Raw genomic sequence first — 21,305 nt, 5'->3', positions numbered from 1 at the left:
GTCTCAGTCCCAGTGTGGCCGTTCACCCTCTCAGGTCGGCTACGCATCGTCGCCTTGGTAGGCCGTTACCCCACCAACTAGCTAATGCGCCGCAGGCCCATCCTCTAGTAGCAGATTGCTCCGCCTTTCATCCCTCGCCCAGGAGGGTGAAGGAATTATCCGGTATTAGCTACCGTTTCCGGTAGTTATCCCAGTCTAGAGGGTAGGTTGCCTACGTGTTACTCACCCGTCCGCCGCTAAGCTTACCCCGAAGGATAAGCCCCGCTCGACTTGCATGTATTAGGCACGCCGCCAGCGTTCGTCCTGAGCCAGGATCAAACTCTCCAAATTGGTATTTAGAAAGAGCGATTGCTCATTTTGAAACATCTGACGAGAATAAAATATTCTCTATTTTTGGATCTCACTTGCGTGAAATCCCACTCACTCGTTGTTCAGTTTTCAAAGATCAAGCTCGTCGTCGGCGCCGATTATCTCGTCACCAGCAACTCTTATAATATATCACGTTCGACCGAGTAATGCAAGCTCTTTTTTTCAACTTCTTATCGAGCTCGGCGTTGATGTTTCATGGCCGGAATAAGAATATACCATGTACAGAGTTTCATTGCAAGCATTATTTTCATAAAATGATTCCGAGGAGAAACGCATCCTTGCGTCCCCTTCGGAATCAGGTTAAAGGCAATACTATTACTCTGTACGGTTACGCATATGAGGGAACAGCAGCACATCGCGGATCGATGCAGCGTTGGTGAGCAACATGATCAGCCGGTCCACACCGATTCCAAGTCCGCCTGTAGGCGGCATACCGTATTCAAGAGCACGGATGAAATCATCATCCATTTCATGTGCTTCGTCGTTCCCTTTTTCTTTTTCCTGAATCTGCGCTTCAAAGCGCTGACGCTGGTCGATGGGATCATTCAGCTCGCTAAATGCATTCGCATGCTCACGGGCCACGATAAACAGCTCAAAACGGTCTGTAAAGCGCGGGTCTTGATCATTCTTTTTGGCAAGTGGAGAGATTTCAACCGGATGGCCTGTAACAAAGGTCGGCTGAATCAGCGTTTCTTCTACAAATTGCTCAAAGAAGGCATTCAGGATGTGTCCAAAGGTCATGTGCTTCTCAACAGGCACACGGTGCTCCTTCGCCAGACGCTGAGCTTCCTCATCCGTCATATGAACGCCAAAATCAACTCCTGTCACTTCTTTGACAGCGTCCACCATAGTCACCCGGCGCCACTGCGGAGTCAGGTCTACTTCCTGGCCTTGATAATTAATCTTCTGGGTACCCAGAACCTCCTGGGCAATATGAGCGATCATGCTCTCGGTTAAGTGCATAATGTCTTTGTAGTCAGCATAAGCTTCGTACAGCTCGATCATTGTAAATTCGGGGTTGTGGCGCGTTGAAATGCCTTCGTTCCGGTACACGCGGCCAATTTCGTATACTTTCTCCAAACCGCCGACGATCAGACGCTTCAGATGCAGTTCAATGGCAATACGCATATATAGCTGCATATCGAGTGTATTGTGGTGAGTAATAAACGGACGGGCCGCAGCTCCACCGGCGATGGCATGCAGTGTTGGTGTTTCCACCTCGAGGTAGCCAAGCGAATCCAGATAACGGCGCATCGACTGAATGATCCGTGACCGGGTAATGAATGTCTGCTGAACTTCAGGATTAATGATCAGATCGACATAACGCTGGCGGTAGCGCAGCTCCACATCCTTCAGACCGTGATATTTCTCAGGAAGCGGAAGCAGCGATTTGGATAGAACCTCAAGGTTATGCACTTTAATAGAGGTTTCACCGGTTCTGGTTTTGAATACTGTTCCGCGAACGCCAATAATATCGCCCAAATCCAGAACGTTAAAAGCCGCATACTGCGCTTCGGAAATACTGTCCTGACGGACATAGATTTGAATCCTGCCGCTAAGATCCTGGATGTGGGCAAAGCTGGCTTTACCCATCACACGCTTAGCCATAATGCGTCCGGCAATGCTGACTTCCAGGTTAAGCTCGTCCAGCTCCTCTTTGGTTTGCCCGTCGTACTTGGACATAATATCTCCGGCACCTGTCGTGCGCTCATACTTTTTACCAAATGGATCGATCCCCAGTGCACGAAGCTCGTCCAGTTTGCCGCGGCGGATCGTCAGCAGCTCGCTAAGTTCTTTTTCCGTGTTCTCCGCAGTGTTCATTTCCTCGGTCATGTCTTTCATCCTCTCTTACTCACTCTTCACATACACAAGAAGAAACGGCTCCATCCCTATGCAAGAGGACAGTCCGTTCCCGTACAAATAGAAGCTCTATTGTTGCAGACTGAAACAGCTTGGCCGTCCCCATCAGAGGCAGCGCCATTTCTCCAGAAAGATAAGGATAATTTATAAGGCGGCCTATAAACCTCTTATCTTTTGAAAAAAGCTTCCCAAAGGAAGCTTTCTTGACTTACCCCTTATGGTACCTATTACTTCATTCTAATATCAAGAATTTTATATTGAATGACTCCTGCAGGAACACTAACATCAACAACGGTACCAATCTTCTTGCCGATAATGGCCCGGCCTACCGGACTTTCGTTGGAGATCTTATTATTCAACGGATCGGACTCGGCGGTGCCGACAATTAAATATTCCATGACGTCGCCATATTCCAAATCCTCAACGCTAACAGTAACCCCAATGCTTACTACATCGGTAACGATTTCGTCGCTGTTGATGATGCGCGCATTACGGAGCATTTTTTCCAAAGTAATGATACGTCCTTCAATGAAAGCCTGCTCGTTCTTGGCGTCCTCATACTCCGAGTTCTCACTGATATCTCCGTAGCCAATGGCTACTTTAATCCGTTCAGCTACCTCGCGGCGTTTGACGGATTTGAGGGTCTCCAGTTCTTCTTCCAGACGCTTAAGTCCGTCCGGTGTAAGGATGACTTCTTTATCGCTCATCTCAACCGATTCTCCTGTCGTATACATTTATTGAAAACACCATACTATATGCGAATCCGGAGGGATAAGAACCCTCCCTGCTGCATTAACGCTTGCTGTAACGGCGATTTTATACTGTGAAATTATATTGGAACCGCTACAAAATGTCAATGATGCCCCATATAATGTTCGAGTGTGTGTTCAAAAGACAGGAAAATGAAGTGTTAGACCGCTGAAAGCGAGGCATTCTGGCTTTCCTGCTCCTCACCTTCCTTAAGCTGTATGACAAATTCGTTCAATATCCGTACCATTTCATCACGCTTGGTTTCTTCCATAATGACATCCTTCACACGGGCAGCTGCCTTCATCCCCTTCAAATACCAGGCCAGATGCTTACGCATTTCACGGACAGCAACCGCTTCGCCTTTCAGGCTAATCAGACGGTCCATGTGTAGAATGGCAACTTTGATCTTTTCTTCTGCTCCGGGTTCAGGCATAAGCTCACCTGTGCTCAGATATTGGATTGTGCGGTACAGCATCCACGGATTGCCTAGTGCTCCGCGTCCAATCATTACACCGTCGCAGCCGGTCTGATCCAGCATAGCCCGCGCGTCCTCAGGTGTATTCACGTCTCCATTGCCAATCACCGGAATAGAAACTGCCTCTTTAGCCATACGGATATATTTCCAGTCAGCGTGCCCGGTATACAACTGCTCGCGCGTCCGGCCATGGACACTTACCGCCTGGCCTCCAGCACGTTCAACAGCACGCGCGTTATCTTCCACAAAAATATGCTCGCTGTCCCAGCCAATCCGCATTTTCACGGTCACAGGCTTATCTACAGCATCAACGACCGCAGACACCATCTCGTAGATTTTGTCAGGATTCAGCAGCCACCGCGCTCCCGCGTCGCATTTGGTCACTTTGGGTACAGGGCAGCCCATATTAATATCGATAATATCAGCATTTGTCTCTTTATCAACAATCTTGGCCGCTTCCACCAGAGACTCCCGGTCACCACCAAAAATCTGCAGGCTTAGCGGCTTCTCCCGCTCATCCACAAACAGCATCTCCCGCGTACGCGAGTTGCCGTGTACAATCGCCTTGCCACTTACCATTTCGGCACAGACCAGACCGGTTCCGAATTCTTTGGCAATCAGACGAAATGCCGGATTACACACGCCTGCCATAGGCGCCAGCACAACCTGGTTCTTCATCTCAATGTCGCCAATTTTCAGCATGTTTGTTCACTTCCTTGATTTGATTTATGGGGATCTATAAAAACGCACCCTCAATTAGTGGGAATGGCTAATTCATCTGCTGCAACTCCAAGAACGTCTGCAATTTTATTTAAAATTTGATCTTCCAAGCGTCTGTTGCCCCGCTCCACTGCACCCAGTACAGCCAAAGATATTCCGACAGAGTCCGCAAGCTCCTGCTGAGTGTAGCCCTTCAGCTTTCGGAAAGCTCGGACCCTCCGTCCCATACGTTTGTTGTCCACAAGCGAATTCCTTCCCTTCCGTCTATGTCTTGTAGCGCTGCTGTAATAAACTGCCGAAGTCCGGAAGACTCTTCATTGTGCGGAACGACATCACTTAGTGGAATAAGCACAAACGCCCGCTCCTGCATCCGCGGATGCGGCAGTGTTAATTCGGGGGTGTCAAAATGCTGATTCTCCATCCATAACAAATCCAAGTCTACCGTTCTCGGTCCATAACGGACATCCCGGACACGGCCCAGCTGACTTTCGATGCTGAGCATCTCCTGAAGCAGTTCCTCCGGGGCAAGCGTTGTACGAAGAGCCGCCGCCATATTCAGAAATTGCGGCTGGTCCAAATACCCGACAGGCTCCGTTTCGTATACGTGTGAACAGCGGGTCACTTCAATCTGCTCATGCTGGTTCAGCCTTTTCAATGCCGCTTTCAGGCTCCCCTCACGGTCGCCCAAATTAGCCCCTAATGCAATATAAGCCTCTGATGCCTCAGAGGTAGAATGTATGGTCATTGCCAAGTTCTCACTTTCTGGTTCTGTGCAGCTCTACGGTCACTCCTTGAAAGTGAATGTCGAACGGCGGATGCGGTTTAGTTACCTTCACCGTTACTGCATTGATAACAGTATAAGTGTCCAGTACTGAGGATGCAATATATTCAGCCAAAGCTTCGATGAGTTTAAATGACTTTGTTTCGACAATTTTTTTGACAAGGAAATGCACTTCCGCATAATTCACGGTCAGTGTGAGATCATCATTAAGACCAGCGCCCTGCAGATCAAGCTCCAGATCCAGATCCACGTAAAATCGCTGACCGAGCTTGCGCTCCTCTTCAAACACTCCGTGATAGCCGTAGTATTCCATGCGGTGCAGTGTCATTTTATCCATAGGGGTTACCTACTTTCTATTCAAATAATCTATAGTTCATCGTATATTAGCCACGTGCCAACGTCCCTGTAGCGTAAAGCATGGCATCGCACATCTGCACCGTCCGCTTGATTCTGGCTACGTCGTGCACCCGCACGATCTGGCAGCCTTGGGCAATTCCGAATGCTACAGTGGCCGCAGTGCCTTCAACCACATCATCTGCCGGGAGATCCAGCACAGTCCGAATGAATTTTTTGCGGGAAGTGGCCAGCAGTACCGGATATCCAAGCTCGCTCAGCCGGTCCAGATTCATCATGGCCTGAAGATTCTCAGTATAATCCTTAGCAAATCCAATCCCGGGATCAATAATAATGTTCTCCGGCTTCACTCCTGCGGCCAGCGCCAGATTTACGCTATCCGCAAGGTCGGCAGACATATCACGAGCCAGATCCTGATAATTCCGGTCATTGCGGTTATGCATGAGAATGATGGGACAGCCACTTTCCGCAGCTACAGCCGCCATATTCGGGTCAGCCTTGGCGCCCCAGACATCATTAATAATGTGGGCACCCGCCTGAATGGCCTTGCGGGCCACTTCGGCCTTGTAGGTGTCAATCGACAAAGGCAGATGGGGAGCCGCACGGTGAATGCTCTCGATGACGGGCAATACGCGGGCCAACTCTGCTTCCAGACTTACCGGTTGATGGCCGGGCCGTGTCGACTCGCCGCCAATATCAATAATATCGGCACCCTCCGCTGCCATTTGCAGCGCATGCTCTACCGCCCGATCCGGCTCGTCCCACAAGCCTCCATCGGAAAAGGAATCCGGGGTAACATTCAGGATGCCCATAATCAACGTTCGTTCACCCAGTGTCAGTTCCGCTGCACCTATACGGTAATTCCGCTTATATATCACGGGTCTCATTTCAGCAATCCAGTCCTCTCTCTGTACAACTCCAGCAATAATGCTGTAATTCTCCCGCAGTGCCCGCCACTTACCGTCTGTCGCCCATTTGTATGCCACAGCGTTGTAACCGGAACGATCTCCTGTACCGAATTGGTTAAAAAAATCTCATCCGCTTCTGAAATCTGCTCCCATCTATACAAGCCTTCTTCTGTTTGCAGTCCAGCATCGAGCGCCAGTTCTAATACCATTTCCCGGGTAATTCCCGGCAGGATGCCGGTGGCTACACTCGGTGTGTAGAGCACGTTATTGTTAACGAAAAAAACATTGCTGACGATGCCCTCAGCAATCTCGCCCTGTGCAGTCAGCATCAATCCCTCTACACCGGTTGCAGCTGAAGCATATCCTGCCAGTTCACGCTTCGCGAGGATATTGTTCATATAATGCAGCGACTTGAAGCGCACCGGGCCCTCCGGCGTATTACGCGGCAGGTTCAATACTTGCAGGCCTTTGCCTTCCAGGTAGAGAGTGTCAGGAAACTTCGGCAGTTCTTTGATATAGAGTAAATGATTCGGCTGACTGTAGTCGCCCGCAGGCAAACCCAGAATATCTTCACCGGCTGTTACGGTGTAACGGATATAAGCATCTTGCAATTCATTTTTGCCCATTACACGCTGAATCCAGTCCCGCAGCTCAGCAGCTTCTCCTTCAAAAGGAATTCCGAGCTGTCTGCAGCCTTCCGCCAGTCTGCCGATGTGCCGCTGCAGCAGAAAGGGTTCTCCCCCGTATGTCCGGAAAGTCTCAAAAAGGCCCATGCCATACAAAAATCCGTGATCCAGAACGGAAATCACGGCATCTTTGGAATCAACGACCCTGTTGTTCAATCCAATATAATTCATACCGGTTCTCCGGCTCTCCGTTTCAGGAAATTGCGTAGTATGGTGTGCCCATGATCGGTAATAATCGATTCAGGATGGAACTGTACACCCTCTATCGGGTATTCTTTGTGGCGCAAGGCCATAATTTCACCTTCCGCTGTTTCCGCCGTAATTTCCAGGCAGTCCGGCAAACTATCGCGTTCCACGATCAGTGAATGATAGCGGGTTGCGGTGAACGGAGACTCCAGTCCCTCAAATACCGAGGTTCCGTTGTGGTGGATGGGCGAGGTTTTGCCATGCATCAGGCGCTCCGCCCGAATAACATTGCCGCCAAAAGCCTGTCCGATCGCCTGATGGCCCAGACAGACACCGAAGATCGGAATTATTCCTTTGAAATGCTGCAGCAGCTCAAGACTAATGCCCGCTTCGTTCGGTGTACACGGCCCCGGAGAAATCAGGATATGGTCCGGTGCGAGCGCCTCAATCTCCTGAATGGTAATCTCATCATTGCGGGATACCTTCACTTCTTCCCCAAGCTCTCCCAGATACTGCACCAGGTTGTACGTAAAGGAATCATAATTATCGATAACCAAAATCATTATATTGCTCCTCCTTCGGCGCCGCCGGTGGTCCGTGATTCCTGCTGATACTCGCTGCAGAGAACCGCCTTCACTATGGCTTTGGCTTTATTATGGCATTCCCGGTATTCCCGGTACGGGTCAGAGTCGATCACAATACCCGCACCTGTCTGGATGTAACCTACTCCGTCCTTAACCGCCAGTGTTCGTATAATAATATTTAATTCCATATTGCCGTTATAGTCAATCCAGCCCATCGACCCCGTATACGGACCACGCCGAACGGGCTCCAGCTCCTCGATGATCTCCATCGTGCGCACCTTGGGTGCGCCGGTGATTGTGCCGCCGGGGAACAAGGCGGCCGTAACATCGTAAGCGCCTTTACCAGGCGCGACGGTGCCCTCCACCTGCGAGACGAGATGCATCACATGCGAGTATCGCTCCACGGTCAGCAGCTCCGGCACGCTGACCGTTCCATATGCAGCGACACGGCCGATGTCGCTCCTCTCCAGATCGACAAGCATAATATGCTCGGCGATCTCCTTCTCGCTCCCGCGCAGCTCCGCCTCCATGGCGGCGTCCTCCGCGGGAGTAAGGCCCCGGCGCCGGGTACCGGCTATGGGGCGTGCACTGACCTTGTCCCCGTGCAGCTTGACGAGCAGCTCGGGCGAAGCGCTGGCAAGTGCGAAGCCGGGCGAGCGCAGCAGCCCCATGTACGGGGACGGATTGAGCTTGCGCAGCCATTCATACACATCCTCCGGCGAGGATTTCAGCTGCGCTTCTTGACGCAGCGACAGATTGACCTGGAATACATCTCCTTGCCGGATGTATTCCTGAACCTTCTGGACCGCCAGCTGAAACTGCTCGGGCGAGAAGGCTGAAGTCATGCCCGGCCACTCACCGGTGACATGGGTATGGGCTTCAAGGATGGCAGCCTCGGCAGCTTCTTCTTCAGCGCCGCATTCTGAAATCCCTGGGGAGGCTGAGATCAGCCGCCATTGCTCCAGCATCTGCTCTGCCCGCCGGAGAGCGTCTTGATACTGATCTTTTAGTTCAGCAGGGCCAGACGGGTTTGCAGTAATAACCGGAACATGCACTGTGCAGTACAGCATATCCTCCTGATGATCATAGATCCACAGCTCCTCCAGCCTCATAAAGAGGTAATCGGGAAAGCCCGGATCATCCTCAGCCAAGGCAGGCAGCTTCTCCAGGGAACGGGCCACATCATAACTGAGAAATCCAATGCAGCCACCTATAAAGGGAGGCAGTACAGAGTGCTGGACGCACGGTGACGTGAAATCCTTCATCCAGCCCTCCAGCATCTCCAATGGTTGACCACTTATGACAGAGTGGAATCCATGCTCATTTGTATTAGCAGTATATGGAGGGAAGCTACTTACTTCAGCCGAGCCATCTTTGCCTTGCAGCACAGAAACCGGACTTAAGCCAAGGTATGTATAACGGCCTCCTTTCCCGCTCTCCAGTACCACTGAATACGGGGAGGCCGTCTCCCAGGCTTTCTTCCAGGAAGAAGGCAATCCTCCCTTGTCCTGAGGTGATCGTATAATAAGGGGGAGAAGGCTCCACTCTGCCTGCGCCCATAGCTCCCAGTCCTGCCATGCTGTTATGATTTCCAATGCCATCCCCCTAACACTTCGTAACAAAACTTGCTTCGTAAGCATCTGCTTAGTTTTGTGCAGCTTACGCTTCCTGTGAAATTGACTCTGTGCACAATCCACCCTAAGCAAATCCCACGGTTAATCCGTTCCCTTATCCTTTGGTTTATTGCCTGTCAGTATACTGTACTTTGGACGGTTTTGAAAAGCCTGATGGATCGATTTTCTCAAAAAAGAGCCTTCACATCCCTATATCAGCGAATGGAAGGCTCTATGGAGGATATGCAAATCAGCAATTACACTTCGAAATTGTAAAGTGGAGTACTCAGGTAACGTTCACCGTTACTTGGAATAATCACAACGATCTTTTTGCCTGCTCCCAGCTCTTTAGCCACTTTGAGGGCAGCGAAGACGGCTGCACCGGAAGAAATACCAGACAGAACGCCTTCTTCCTTCGCTACACGACGCGCGGTTTCGAAGGCTTCGTCGTTCTCTACATGAATGATCTCATCATAGATTTTCTGATTCAGGATATCAGGAATGAAGTTCGCGCCGATCCCTTGGATCTTATGCGGGCCTGGTTTACCGCCAGCCAGAATTGGTGATGCCGCAGGTTCAACAGCATAGATCTTCACATCTGGATATTTATCCTTCAGAATCTCGCCAGCCCCTGTGATTGTTCCACCGGTACCTACACCGGCAATGAAGGCATCCAGTGGTCCACCGATGGACTCAATGGCTTCAACAATCTCAGGACCGGTAGTTTCGCGGTGAATCTTCACGTTCGCCTTATTCTTAAACTGCTCAGCCAAGAAGAAGTCAGGATTCTCGCTAAGGATTTGTTCAGCCTTCTTAACTGCACCGTTCATACCTTCTGATCCAGGAGTAAGGACTAGCTCCGCACCATAAGCACGCAGCAGATTGCGCCGCTCAAGGCTCATGGTTTCCGGCATAACAATAACCGCCTTGTAGCCTTTGGCTGCAGCAACAAGTGCCAGGCCAATACCAGTGTTACCACTGGTAGCTTCTACAATGGTACCGCCTGGCTTCAGAAGCCCTTCCTTCTCAGCTTCTTCCACGATGCTGATCGCGATGCGGTCTTTTACACTGGAGCCCGGGTTTTGATATTCAAGCTTCAGATAGATTTCAGCAGAACCTTCGGGAACCACCCGGTTGAGACGAACGAGCGGTGTACCTCCGATCAAATCTGTTACACTGTTGACGACTTTAGCCATGAGTAAAGACCTCCTTGGAATGATAAATGAATGGGTGCGTAACTTGTGACAATAGTCTTCAGTATAAATTCCCGGGTGTATGAAAAAGCGGCTTGGTCTGCACCAGGATATTCAACACCGCAGCGCCAAGTTATAGCGCTGGACAGCGGAATTGAACCATCCGCCGTTTGTTATTTCCGACTAAATCAGTAGGTTTTACGTTAAGTTCATATTATCAATCTTGTAGGCTGTTGTCAATATATATCGCTGTATCATATTTAGCGCGCAAATCACTTTCCACCTTCTGTAGCGGGGGAGCCTTCTCCAGCGCAAGCTCTTCACGTACCTGCTGCCTGATTTCAGCGTGATCCTGCTCCCTGGGCACGATAGTTTGTTCCAGGCGAATTACCGCATAAGTTTCCCCTGTCTGAAGCGGACCTGCAATGTCACCCGCTTCCAGGCCAGCAGCAGTCTTCAAAAGATCCTCCGGCCAGAAGGGGTCGCCCTCCTCCACCATACCGATACTTCCTCCATGGAGGCGGCTTTCCTCATCGATGGACAGCTCCCTGGCCAGTTCTGCAAAATTCTCCCCCTGCTCCAGGCGGTCCATCACTTTTTCCGCCTCATCGTAAGTGGTTACCTTAATCATAGAGAGCTGCATTTCCTTCTTGGGAGTGAACCGCTCTGTATTTTGCGCTAAATAATCATCAATTTCGCTCTCACTGATGTTAATTCCCGCCGTTGCTACCGCTTGCAGCGTGAGGCGATAGACCGCCTCTTCCCGTACTTCTTCACGGGAGAGCCCAAGCTCTGACTCCATCTGTTCGTAATATTGCTGTTCGGAGCTGTAACCGGCCATACTGCGCTGCAGTTCCTTCTCGACCTCATGATTGGTCACGGTAATCTTTAAGGCCTTGGCCTCTTTGCTGACTACAATATGATTTAGCAATCCAAGGAGCACTTCATCCCCGTGCTTTTTTTTGAGCTCATCTATCCATTGCTGGTCTGTAACCGGCTGATCTCCCGCTCTTGCAATGTCCGAGGACTCCCCCTCTGCGGCCTCTCCCTTGAGTATGGCCATAGCCCGCAGACTCCAGAACAATAAACCTCCGAGCATTAATGTTGCGATCGCCAGTAGTATAACGGCATTGCGCAGCACGCGCTCTTGTCTTGTCATCATCCCATAGCCCTACGATTTCGCTTGATTCAGGATAACCTGCAATTCATCCTTATGAAATACATAAGCCTCGTTACAATAATGGCATACCACTTCCGCCTGGTCATCTTCTTCGATTAACCGTTCCAGCTCATGCTGGCCCAGACTCACCAACGTTTGCTCTACACGCTCACGGGAGCATTGGCAGACAAAATTTATATCGAGTTCATCCATAATAATTACATCAGGAAGCAACCAGCGAAGCATCTCTTCCGGCTCGAGTCCCTGTTCGAGAACGGCGGTAACCGAAGGCAGTGCACCTACTGCCCGCTCAATCTCCGTGATCTCATCATCGGTGAGGCCCGGAAGAAGCTGCACAATAAATCCACCGGCAACTTTCACAGAGTTATCCGTTTCGACAAGCACTCCAAGCCCTACCGCAGCCGGCGTTTGCTCGGATACCGCAAAATAATAGGTAAAATCCTCACCAAGCTCTCCCGAAACAATAGGAACACTCCCCCGGTAAGGCTCCTTCATGCCCAGGTCCTTACTGATATCGATGAACCCTTCTGTTCCCACTGCTCCCGCGACATCCAGTTTGCCGAGACTGTTGCTTGGCAAATGAACATGCGGATTCTGTACATAACCACGAACTTCTCCAAGAGCATTAGATTCCGCAACAATCTGTCCAAGCGGTCCGTTTCCCTTGACCATAATTGCCAGTTTTTCCTCACCCTTGAGCATTGCACCCATCATAGCAGCGGCTGTAACCGTACGGCCCAGCGCTGCTGTTGCTGTGGGATACGTATCGTGTCTGCGCCGAAGCTCGTCGACAAGCTCAGTGGTACGGACTGCAAAAGCTCTTACTTTGCCGTTCATCGCCGTTCCCCGAACCAGCCGATCTTTTTTTTCATCCATTGGTTGCATACTCCTCCTGTCATTTACCCCATACGGGTTCTATATCTTTATTTGTTACGGTCATAAATAATTCTTAAGCCTTCCAGCGTCAGCATAGGATTAACTTCGTCTATACATTCGGTTTCGCCGGCAATCAGTGTCGCCAGGCCTCCTGTAGCGATTACTTTCAGCACCGGGGCATTCATCTCCAGCTTAATGCGTTTCACAATACCTTCAACCTGACCCGCGTAGCCAAAAATAATCCCAGCCTGCATGGCGTGTACGGTATTGCGCCCAATGACTTTCTTCGGCTTCTCAAGCTCAATCCGCGGCAGCTTAGATGCCCGCTGATATAATGCCTCAGTAGAAATACCCAGTCCCGGTACAATCGCACCGCCAAGATAGTTTGCACCGGCATCAATGCAGTCAAACGTAGTCGCCGTTCCAAAATCAACGACGACTAGCGGACATTTATATTGTTCAATGGCGGCAACCGCATTTACAATCCGGTCAGCACCAACTTCACGCGGGTTCTCATACCGCAGATTAAGCCCGGTCTTAATGCCCGGGCCAACAAGCAGCGGTTCCTTGCCAATGTATTTCACACACATCTCCACAATCACCTGTACAAGGGGTGGAACAACCGAGGAGATAATGACCCCTTCCACGTCCTTGAAAGATATATTCGACATATGAAACAAATTATGAATCAATACACCATATTCATCTGATGTCGATTGACGGGCTGTGCTGAGCCTGAAATGATGGAGCAGTTCGCGCCCCCGGTATACCCCAAGGACAATATTTGTATTCCCGATATCTACAGCAAGCATCATGAAAGGTGCTCCTCCTTCTTCGCATTCAGATCCAGACTGATATCCAGACTGGAGAAGGAATAGGTGAGCCTGCCGACAGAAATCACATCAACCCCGGTCTCAGCAATGCGGCGGACTGTCTCTAGGGACACGTTGCCGGAGGCTTCGGTTTTGACATGAGGGGCTTTGGTTTTAATCCGTCTTACAGCTTCAGTCATCAGTTCAGGGGACATATTGTCCAGCATAATTATATCTGTCCCTGCTGCAATCGCTTCTTCAACCTGCTCCAGGCTCTCCGTCTCCACTTCAATGGTCATCGTATGCGGAATATTAGCCCGGGCCCGTCCAACAGCCTGACGAATTCCTCCGGCTCCCTTGATGTGGTTGTCTTTAATCATTACGGCATCGTATAGGCCGAAACGGTGATTAGCGCCACCACCAATACGAACGGCGTATTTCTCCAGCATCCGGTGACCGGGAGTTGTTTTGCGTGTATCCACCAGCCGGGAAGGCAATCCCTCAAGCTTTTGTACAAAAGAGTGAGTACGGGAAGCCACACCCGATAAACGCTGCATTAAATTAAGTGCTAAACGTTCTCCGGTGAGAATCGAATGTGTACTGCCTTCTACCTCGGCGATAACAGTCCCTTTGGTTATAGCCTGACCTTCTTGTACCATGGCAGTGAACACAAGGGAAGGATCTACCACCTCAAAAACCAGTTCTGCTACAGGAACGCCACAGATAATACCATCCTCTTTGGCGTGAATAATCCCCTTGGATTCATGCCCAGCAGGAATCGTTGTGCGGCTTGTGATATCACCAGAGCCGACATCCTCATGCAGCCATCCCTTAATCATTTGTACCAGTTCTTCATTGTAGCCATTAAACATCATCACTTAATTCCTCCACTATTCCCAGTTCACGAATCTGAAGCAGATGCTTCTGCCAACGGGCATCATCACGCTGAGGATAATCCTCACGGTAATGCGCACCTCGGCTCTCATGACGTGCTAAGGCTGATTCGGTAATCAGCAGACAACAGGTCAGCATATTGGCGAACTCGTATTCTTCACGTTTGGTCAAAGCTGAATGGAAGATAGGCAGTTGGCGCTTCAATTCATCTAATCCTTTGAGCAGCATCTCTTCATTCCGCCGCAGACCTGCATATCGTACCATTACCTTTTGTACCTTCAGACGGCGCTCTACAATAGCCTGGGTTGGGGATTCCACCCTTCCTTCATCGCATCCTGCTGCTATATAGCCACGCTCAAGCGGCGGCAGCTGACGGATACGTTCAATAATCCTCCGACCAAAAACAACAGCCTCGGACAGTGAATTACTGGCTAGCCGATTAGCTCCCTGCACTCCGGTAGAGGACACTTCCCCGCAGGCAAACAACCGGGAGATATTGCTCTCTCCATTAAGATCGGTCTTGATGCCTCCCATCATATAATGCGCAGCCGGAGCCACTGGAATCCAATCACTTGTAATATCCAGCCCATAACTCATACAGGTTGCATAAATAGTCGGAAAACGGTGTCTGACCATTTCTGCCGACTCGTGAGTTATATCCAGGTACACAAAAGTAGATTTGGTCTGCTCCATTTCACTGATGATGGCCCGGGCAACGATATCACGAGGCGCAAGCTCCAGGAGCTCATGATAGCGTTCCATGAAACGTTCACCATTGATATTACGCAGCACAGCACCCTCGCCGCGGACCGCCTCGGAGATCAGAAAACGCGGTGCCCCCGGATAACTTAGCGCTGTAGGGTGGAACTGAATGAATTCCATGTCGCGAATATGCGCGCCGGCCCGGTAAGCAATCGCCACACCATCTCCGGTTGCTACCTCTGGGTTCGTAGTATAACGGTACAACTGACCGGCTCCCCCGGAGCACAGTATGGTTGCAGCTGCCTGGAGAAACAAGCGTCCGCCCCCAGGGCGCTGGACCAGGGCACCCACACATTCTCCTCCGTCAGTGATAAGATCGATCACAAAATGATCATCCCATACCTCAATATTTTCATGCTCCGCTACCTGCTCTCCCAGAGCGCGCACAATTTCATATCCTGTTGCATCCCCATTGGCATGCAGAATACGCCGGTGGCTGTGCGCACCTTCTTGGGTGAGCGCAATCACGCCGTTCTCTTTATCAAAAAGTGTGCCTAGACGGATTAACTCACGCACTCCTTCAGGCCCTTCATTTACAAGAACATCAACAGCCGCTGATGAGTTAAGTCCCGCTCCCGCCATCAGTGTATCCTGACGGTGATAGGCAGGTGAATCATCATCGGCAAAGACAGCAGCTATGCCACCCTGGGCATAACGGGTATTGCTCTCCATCAGCGTTTTTTTGGTTATCATAATGACTTTCCGGTCTTCACTGGCTTTGATCGCTGTGAACAAACCGGCGATGCCTGAACCGATGACGATACAATCCGTTTGGACTGTTGGAAGCTCGCTAAGGTCGAAATCAACCAAATATTGTGGAATCATGACCGCTTTTCACCTGTTTCAACGAAAGAGTAGCGCATGCTACCGGACTTGTAGCATGCGCTCTAGGGATGTTCTGGCTTTGTCGGCGACAGCGGGCGGTACATAAATCTGCGGCTTCATCGTCTCCAGGCATTTGACCAGTTTTTTGAGATTATTTACTTTCATATTAGGGCAAACGAGAAATTTGGTGGCAAAATGAAACTCTTTATCCGGACTGTCTTTCCGGAGCTGATAGCCGGTGCCATCTTCTGTTCCGACAATGAACTGCTTGCGGTCGGATTTTTTACAATAATCAATAATGGATGTAGTACTGCCTACATAATCGCCCATGGCCACTACCTCAGGTCGGCATTCCGGATGAACTACAAATTCAGCTTCCGGATATTTTGCTCTCATTTCAATTACGTCTTTGACGGTGAGCATGTCATGGGTATTACAGTAGCCTTCCCAGATGATCAGCTTTTTGCCGGTCTGATCCTGAACATATTGGCCCAGGTTCTTGTCAGGCACCCAGATAATTTCTTCGGCATCCAGCGATTCAATAACCTTCACCGCATTGGCAGATGTACAGCAAATATCCGTTTCCGCCTTGATTTCCGCTGATGAATTGATATAGGTAACCACTTTGGCATTAGGGTGCTGTGCCTTCAGCTTGCGCAAACCATCCACATTCACCATGTCGGCCATCGGACAGCCAGCGCGCTCATCCGGAATAAGGACCGTTTTATTCGGAGCCAGAATTTTGGCACTCTCTCCCATGAAGTGGACACCGCAGAATACAATTACATCAGCATCCGTTTCGGCTGCCTTTTGGGCAAGTAAAAATGAGTCTCCCCGAAAATCTGCCACTTCCTGAATTTCATCACGCTGATAATAATGAGCCAAAATGATTGCGTTCCGTTCTTTCTTAAGCTGTTCGAGGCGCACACGAAGTTCACGATTCTGTTCCTGCTTGCGCTCAAGCGCCAGAGCTTCCACGGTCTGTTCTCCCCCTTATGTCTTCACGGCTTTTAGCCGGCACATACTTAGCAATCTCCCCGGAATTTGCGGGTACGCAGCAGCCACCCAGCCCTGCGATTGATTCGTCATATATTATTTAATATTTAATCACTAATGTACACAACGTTCCACCCACTGTCAATGTAACCCGGCTGGCAGAAGACGTTCTTCTGGGCACTGAAAAGATAAAAAAATCCGGAGTACCCTAAGGTTCTCCGGATCTTAAATCACTTACAATCTAGACGAGACTTCCGCCACCGTCTTTATTACCGTCATCCGAGCCGTTTCCATGCTCTGTATCCGTGTTGTTCGGAATATCCTTGGACAAGTCCCCGATAGTAGTAGAGGTATCCTCAGCTTTACCTTGAATGCGGACACGCACATCACCAATGGAATCAATGACAGGCTCGCCTTCTTCGTGGGTAACGCCAGGCACTTCTACCGGTTTGCCGTCTTCTGTCAGATAACCCTGCTCGATCAATTCCTTGATCTGATCCAGCTCCAGCGTTTCTTTCTCAAGAAGTGTATTGGCAATCAGGTGCATCTCTTTGGAGTATTTGGTCAGCAGCTCTTTGCAGCGTTCATAACTGCTGCGGATAAAGTTCTGCATTTCCTGATCGATCTCGTATGCAATGGAGTCACTGTAATTCTGCTCATGCCCGATATCACGGCCCAGGAAAACCTGGCCCTGAGAAGTACCGAACTGCATAGGTCCCAGCTTATCACTCATACCGTATTCCATAATCATGCTGCGCACAATCCGTGTAGCCTGCTGGAAGTCACTGTATGCGCCTGTACCGATCTCGCCAATGAATAGCTCTTCAGCGACACGCCCGCCAAGGAGTCCCGTTACCTTATCAAGCAATTCCTGCTTGGTAACAAGCATACGGTCTTCTTTCGGAAGCATAATTACGTATCCGCCTGCACGGCCGCGCGGGATGATGGTCACCTTGTGAACCATATCCGCATGTTCCAGGAAATAACCGACAATCGTATGACCGGCTTCGTGGTAAGCCACAATACGCTTCTCGCGATCACTAATGACACGGCTGCGTTTCTCGGTACCTACGATTACCCGGTCAATGGCTTCATCCACTTCATTCATGGAAATATCCTTACGGTTACGCCGTGCAGCGAGGAGTGCTGCCTCATTTAGCAGGTTCTCCAAATCCGCTCCGGTGAAACCGGTAGTACGCTTGGCGATAACGTCAAGTCTAACGTCCTTCGTCAATGGCTTATTGCGGGAATGAACCTTGAGTACAGCTTCGCGGCCTTTCACATCCGGACGATCCACTGTAATCTGACGGTCAAAGCGTCCCGGACGAAGCAGGGCCGGGTCAAGGATATCTGCACGGTTGGTAGCCGCAACGATAATTATTCCTTCATTACCGCCAAAGCCGTCCATCTCAACGAGCAATTGGTTGAGGGTTTGTTCACGTTCGTCATGTCCGCCGCCAAGTCCTGCGCCACGCTGACGTCCAACTGCATCAATTTCATCGATAAAGATGATACAAGGTGCATTCTTCTTAGCGTTCTCGAACAAATCACGTACTCGGGAAGCGCCGACACCGACGAACATTTCAACGAAGTCGGAACCGGAGATGCTGAAGAAAGGAACCCCAGCTTCACCGGCTACCGCACGGGCCAACAGGGTTTTACCTGTACCTGGAGGGCCCACGAGAAGCACACCCTTAGGAATGCGGGCTCCTACTGCGGCAAATTTACGCGGATCTTTGAGGAATTCCACGACTTCGACAAGCTCCTGCTTCTCTTCATCGGCCCCTGCAACATCCTCGAAACTAATTTTCTTCTTCTCTTCATTATATAACCGGGCCTTGCTCTTACCGAAATTCATTACCTTGCCGCCGCCACCCTGTGCCTGATTAAACAGGAAGAAGAACAGGATGAACATGATAACCAGCGGAATGATGGAAGAAAGGAACGTCAGCCAAATGCTGTCACCCTCCATCTTCTTCTGCGATAACTCTATGCCGTTATTATCACTGGCAGCTACGAGTTCATTAATGGCTTGATCTGTAGGAGGAACAAATGTGGAAAAGTTCTTCGATTTAGCATCTGAAGGCTGCTGTTTATATTCGCCGGTTACGGCAAATGCATTGCCTTCGAACTGAATCGTCATGCTCTTCACATTGTTATTCTTGATCTCCTGTCTTAACTCATCGTATCTAGGGAAATCGGCGGATTCATTTCCATTGCTTACAAACTGGACAATGCCCACCACGACTAAAAATAAAATCAAATAAAAACCAGAATTCCGGATGAACCGATTCATCCCCTACCTCCTCTCACAACACTCAAGTTATTGTACCATAGCCTGCCCAGACTCCTCAAATTTGACAGAAGTCAGGGAACCGATCCGTAGATCTAAGGCTGCGATTAGCTCATTTGGAATAAATCTCAGGCTTCAGTACACCGACGTAAGGGAGGTTCCGATACTGCTCGGCATAATCCAGTCCATACCCTACTACGAATTCGTCCGGAATTACAAATCCGGTATACGCGGCTTCCAGACTAACTGTGCGCCCTGCCGGTTTGTCAAACAAGGTGACCACAGTCACTGATGCAGCATTGCGCCCTTGAAGCATTTCAATCAAATAGCTGAGCGTTAGCCCGCTGTCAATAATGTCCTCCACAATCAGAACATCGCGTCCCTCAACGGAAGCATCCAAATCCTTGATGATTTTGACTACGCCTGAGGATTTGGTGGATGCTCCATAGCTGGATACCGCCATGAAATCCATTTCAACCGGCACTGTAATGACTTTAACCAAATCTGCCATAAAGATAAACGCGCCTTTTAGCACACAGATGACGAGTGGCGTGCGTCCTGCATATTCCGTACTCAGCTGGGCGCCGAGCTCCCTGATTCTTTGTTGGATTTCCTCTTCGCTGATCAAGATTTCCTGAATATCGTTCTGCAACTTGCGAACCTCCTAAGTTATACTATGAAAGACTTACTTTGACCATTACGCTTCTTCGCTCTTCTCCATATCCTCCAGAGACAATAAAAGAACCGAGGCCGTGTGCCGCCCTACTGCGGCATGCATCGAGCGTCTAACGCCCGGAATCCAGACAATATTGCCCAGACCATCACAAACGAGGGGAATCACAGAGCGTTCGGAAGAAGGTATTTTATCATCAATGTAAATATCTTTTACCTTTTTGCTTCCGTTTAATCCCATAACCCTTATGGTATCTCCAGGCAAACGGGAACGGATGGTGAGTGGCAGGACCAGCTCGCTGCTGTCAAACCACGCCAACATTTCCCCAAAGTCCTCCCCCAGTACAGAAAAATTTTCTCTCTCCAGCACCGACATCGTCAATACTTTTCCTATCTCCTTAATTTCAATACGGGGATGAGGCAAAGACAGCCGATATGTATAGCTTAATTGCTGCTTCGGAGGCTTGGACAAGAACACAATAGTATCGTATTGCCGCATGCAGGTCAGTCCGCCACCCAAATTCAAACTCCATACCGTGGGATGCTCCTGCAGCGTTCCGCGGCGTACTGCTTCAATCTTGGAAAAGTCCAAGCTCGATGAATCCGCCGACAGATAATTTAATATTAGTTTAATCAAACGCCGTTGTAAAGCGGAGGGTACGGCCGCAAAAGAGGTCCTCTTCAAAGAACATTTTCCAGAATCGACCAGAACAAGCTCATCAAAACATTTTCCCGCTGCCGCTTCCATAAATTCATCTTCCGCCTGAACAATTTCAGACAATTGAAGTAGCGACTGCTTCACTCTGGGATTGTACTCTTCAAGCGTTGGGATCAGCTCCAGCCTTACCGCGTTGCGTCTATACTCCGTCATTAAATTACTGGCATCCTCAGCATATGAAAACCCCTCCTGCCGGCACAATCCGACAAGAGCTGTTTTGTTAATACGCAGGAAGGGCCGGATTAGTTCCACCTTTTTTTCGGTGCGTTTCCACCGCATGCCCGCAAGGCCTGAGGGACCGCTTCCCCGAAGCATGCGCATCAGCACAGTTTCGGCCTGATCGTCTGCATGGTGAGCCAGCGCAACCGAACGGGCTCCATAGCGGTGCGCCGTATCGATGAGAAACTGATAACGTTTCTGCCGTGCTGCTCCCTCCGGCCCAAGACCGCTCTCTTTGACGAGAGAGGGAATATCAAACTCTGCCAGCTCAAAGGGAAGTCCGAGCTCGCGAGCCATGGCACGGACAGATTCCGCTTCTTCTGCCGATTCTGCACGAAAGCCATGATTCACATGCGCACAGATTAAGGTTAGCGGTATCCGGTTCAGGGCGATTTCATTCAGAATATGCAAAAGAGCCACAGAGTCCGGCCCTCCGGAAACTGCGACTACAATGGTGTCATGGGGCGACCATAGCCGATGCTCAGCTGCAGACTCCAATACGGATTCCACCAGTTCTTTCATTTGCTCCATACGGCTCCCTTTCTCACCCGGTAACGGGCCGGAACTGGCATGAGATGC

20 protein-coding genes and 1 rRNA gene are annotated in these 21,305 nt (G+C 50.0%); all 21 read right to left on the bottom strand.

What is annotated here, in order from left to right; all coding sequences use genetic code 11:
• Positions 1–330 (bottom strand): 16S ribosomal RNA (locus tag A3849_RS22920); the annotation flags it as partial.
• A gap of 354 nt (positions 331–684) precedes the next feature.
• Positions 685–2,202: a lysine--tRNA ligase gene (gene lysS, locus A3849_RS22915; RefSeq protein WP_143191883.1), complete on the bottom strand. Its 1,518-nt coding sequence runs from the start codon at positions 2,200–2,202 to the stop codon at positions 685–687.
• Positions 2,203–2,456: 254 nt separating this feature from the next.
• Positions 2,457–2,936 (bottom strand): transcription elongation factor GreA, encoded by a 480-nt coding sequence (gene greA / locus A3849_RS22910; protein ID WP_074086951.1) that lies wholly within the window; start codon positions 2,934–2,936, stop codon positions 2,457–2,459.
• 203 nt (positions 2,937–3,139) lie between these two features.
• Positions 3,140–4,156, bottom strand: a complete 1,017-nt coding sequence (gene dusB, locus A3849_RS22905) for a tRNA dihydrouridine synthase DusB (RefSeq protein WP_074113466.1) — start codon at positions 4,154–4,156, stop codon at positions 3,140–3,142.
• A gap of 50 nt (positions 4,157–4,206) precedes the next feature.
• Complete coding sequence (locus A3849_RS22900) at positions 4,207–4,416, bottom strand: helix-turn-helix domain-containing protein (protein WP_074086949.1); 210 nt, start codon at positions 4,414–4,416, stop codon at positions 4,207–4,209.
• Positions 4,368–4,919: a 2-amino-4-hydroxy-6-hydroxymethyldihydropteridine diphosphokinase gene (folK, locus tag A3849_RS22895; protein WP_074113465.1), complete on the bottom strand. Its 552-nt coding sequence runs from the start codon at positions 4,917–4,919 to the stop codon at positions 4,368–4,370. Before folK ends, A3849_RS22900 begins: the two co-directional genes overlap by 49 nt.
• A gap of 10 nt (positions 4,920–4,929) precedes the next feature.
• Entirely contained in the window at positions 4,930–5,292 is a 363-nt protein-coding gene (folB, locus tag A3849_RS22890) for a dihydroneopterin aldolase (protein ID WP_074113464.1), read from the bottom strand.
• A gap of 46 nt (positions 5,293–5,338) precedes the next feature.
• Positions 5,339–6,196 carry a dihydropteroate synthase gene (folP, locus tag A3849_RS22885; RefSeq protein WP_074113463.1) on the bottom strand — a complete coding sequence of 286 codons (858 nt, stop codon included), beginning with the start codon at positions 6,194–6,196 and terminating at the stop codon, positions 5,339–5,341.
• Positions 6,193–7,074: an aminotransferase class IV gene (locus A3849_RS22880; RefSeq protein WP_074113462.1), complete on the bottom strand. Its 882-nt coding sequence runs from the start codon at positions 7,072–7,074 to the stop codon at positions 6,193–6,195. Before A3849_RS22880 ends, folP begins: the two co-directional genes overlap by 4 nt.
• On the bottom strand, positions 7,071–7,652 hold the full coding sequence (gene pabA, locus A3849_RS22875) for an aminodeoxychorismate/anthranilate synthase component II (protein WP_074113461.1): 582 nt from the start codon (positions 7,650–7,652) through the stop codon (positions 7,071–7,073). Before pabA ends, A3849_RS22880 begins: the two co-directional genes overlap by 4 nt.
• Positions 7,652–9,274, bottom strand: a complete 1,623-nt coding sequence (locus A3849_RS22870; RefSeq protein WP_074113460.1) for an anthranilate synthase component I family protein — start codon at positions 9,272–9,274, stop codon at positions 7,652–7,654. Before A3849_RS22870 ends, pabA begins: the two co-directional genes overlap by 1 nt.
• Before the next feature lie 269 nt (positions 9,275–9,543).
• A complete protein-coding gene (cysK, locus tag A3849_RS22865; RefSeq protein ID WP_074086942.1) occupies positions 9,544–10,482 on the bottom strand; it encodes a cysteine synthase A in 939 nt (312 codons plus the stop codon).
• 214 nt (positions 10,483–10,696) lie between these two features.
• Positions 10,697–11,638, bottom strand: a complete 942-nt coding sequence (locus A3849_RS22860; RefSeq protein ID WP_074113469.1) for a peptidylprolyl isomerase — start codon at positions 11,636–11,638, stop codon at positions 10,697–10,699.
• Positions 11,639–11,650: 12 nt separating this feature from the next.
• A complete protein-coding gene (gene hslO, locus A3849_RS22855) occupies positions 11,651–12,535 on the bottom strand; it encodes an Hsp33 family molecular chaperone HslO (protein ID WP_074113459.1) in 885 nt (294 codons plus the stop codon).
• A 47-nt stretch (positions 12,536–12,582) separates the two neighbouring features.
• Positions 12,583–13,350: a type III pantothenate kinase gene (locus tag A3849_RS22850; RefSeq protein WP_074086940.1), complete on the bottom strand. Its 768-nt coding sequence runs from the start codon at positions 13,348–13,350 to the stop codon at positions 12,583–12,585.
• Positions 13,347–14,222, bottom strand: coding sequence for a carboxylating nicotinate-nucleotide diphosphorylase (gene nadC, locus A3849_RS22845; RefSeq protein WP_074113458.1), 876 nt, complete (start codon positions 14,220–14,222; stop codon positions 13,347–13,349). Before nadC ends, A3849_RS22850 begins: the two co-directional genes overlap by 4 nt.
• Positions 14,212–15,828 carry an L-aspartate oxidase gene (nadB, locus tag A3849_RS22840; protein WP_074113457.1) on the bottom strand — a complete coding sequence of 539 codons (1,617 nt, stop codon included), beginning with the start codon at positions 15,826–15,828 and terminating at the stop codon, positions 14,212–14,214. Before nadB ends, nadC begins: the two co-directional genes overlap by 11 nt.
• Before the next feature lie 39 nt (positions 15,829–15,867).
• On the bottom strand, positions 15,868–16,806 hold the full coding sequence (nadA, locus tag A3849_RS22835; protein ID WP_074086937.1) for a quinolinate synthase NadA: 939 nt from the start codon (positions 16,804–16,806) through the stop codon (positions 15,868–15,870).
• Between the two features lie 259 nt (positions 16,807–17,065).
• A complete protein-coding gene (gene ftsH / locus A3849_RS22830) occupies positions 17,066–19,120 on the bottom strand; it encodes an ATP-dependent zinc metalloprotease FtsH (protein WP_074113456.1) in 2,055 nt (684 codons plus the stop codon).
• Between the two features lie 109 nt (positions 19,121–19,229).
• Positions 19,230–19,769 (bottom strand): hypoxanthine phosphoribosyltransferase, encoded by a 540-nt coding sequence (gene hpt, locus A3849_RS22825; RefSeq protein ID WP_074086935.1) that lies wholly within the window; start codon positions 19,767–19,769, stop codon positions 19,230–19,232.
• A gap of 45 nt (positions 19,770–19,814) precedes the next feature.
• On the bottom strand, positions 19,815–21,257 hold the full coding sequence (gene tilS / locus A3849_RS22820; protein WP_074113468.1) for a tRNA lysidine(34) synthetase TilS: 1,443 nt from the start codon (positions 21,255–21,257) through the stop codon (positions 19,815–19,817).
• Positions 21,258–21,305: the final 48 nt, after the last annotated feature.

The sequence above is a fragment of the Paenibacillus sp. P46E genome (genome assembly GCF_001909095.1).
Lineage (GTDB): Bacteria > Bacillota > Bacilli > Paenibacillales > Paenibacillaceae > Paenibacillus_AQ > Paenibacillus_AQ helianthi.
Note: the sequence above shows the minus strand (reverse complement) of the source record. Positions and strands in the feature narration are given on the sequence as shown.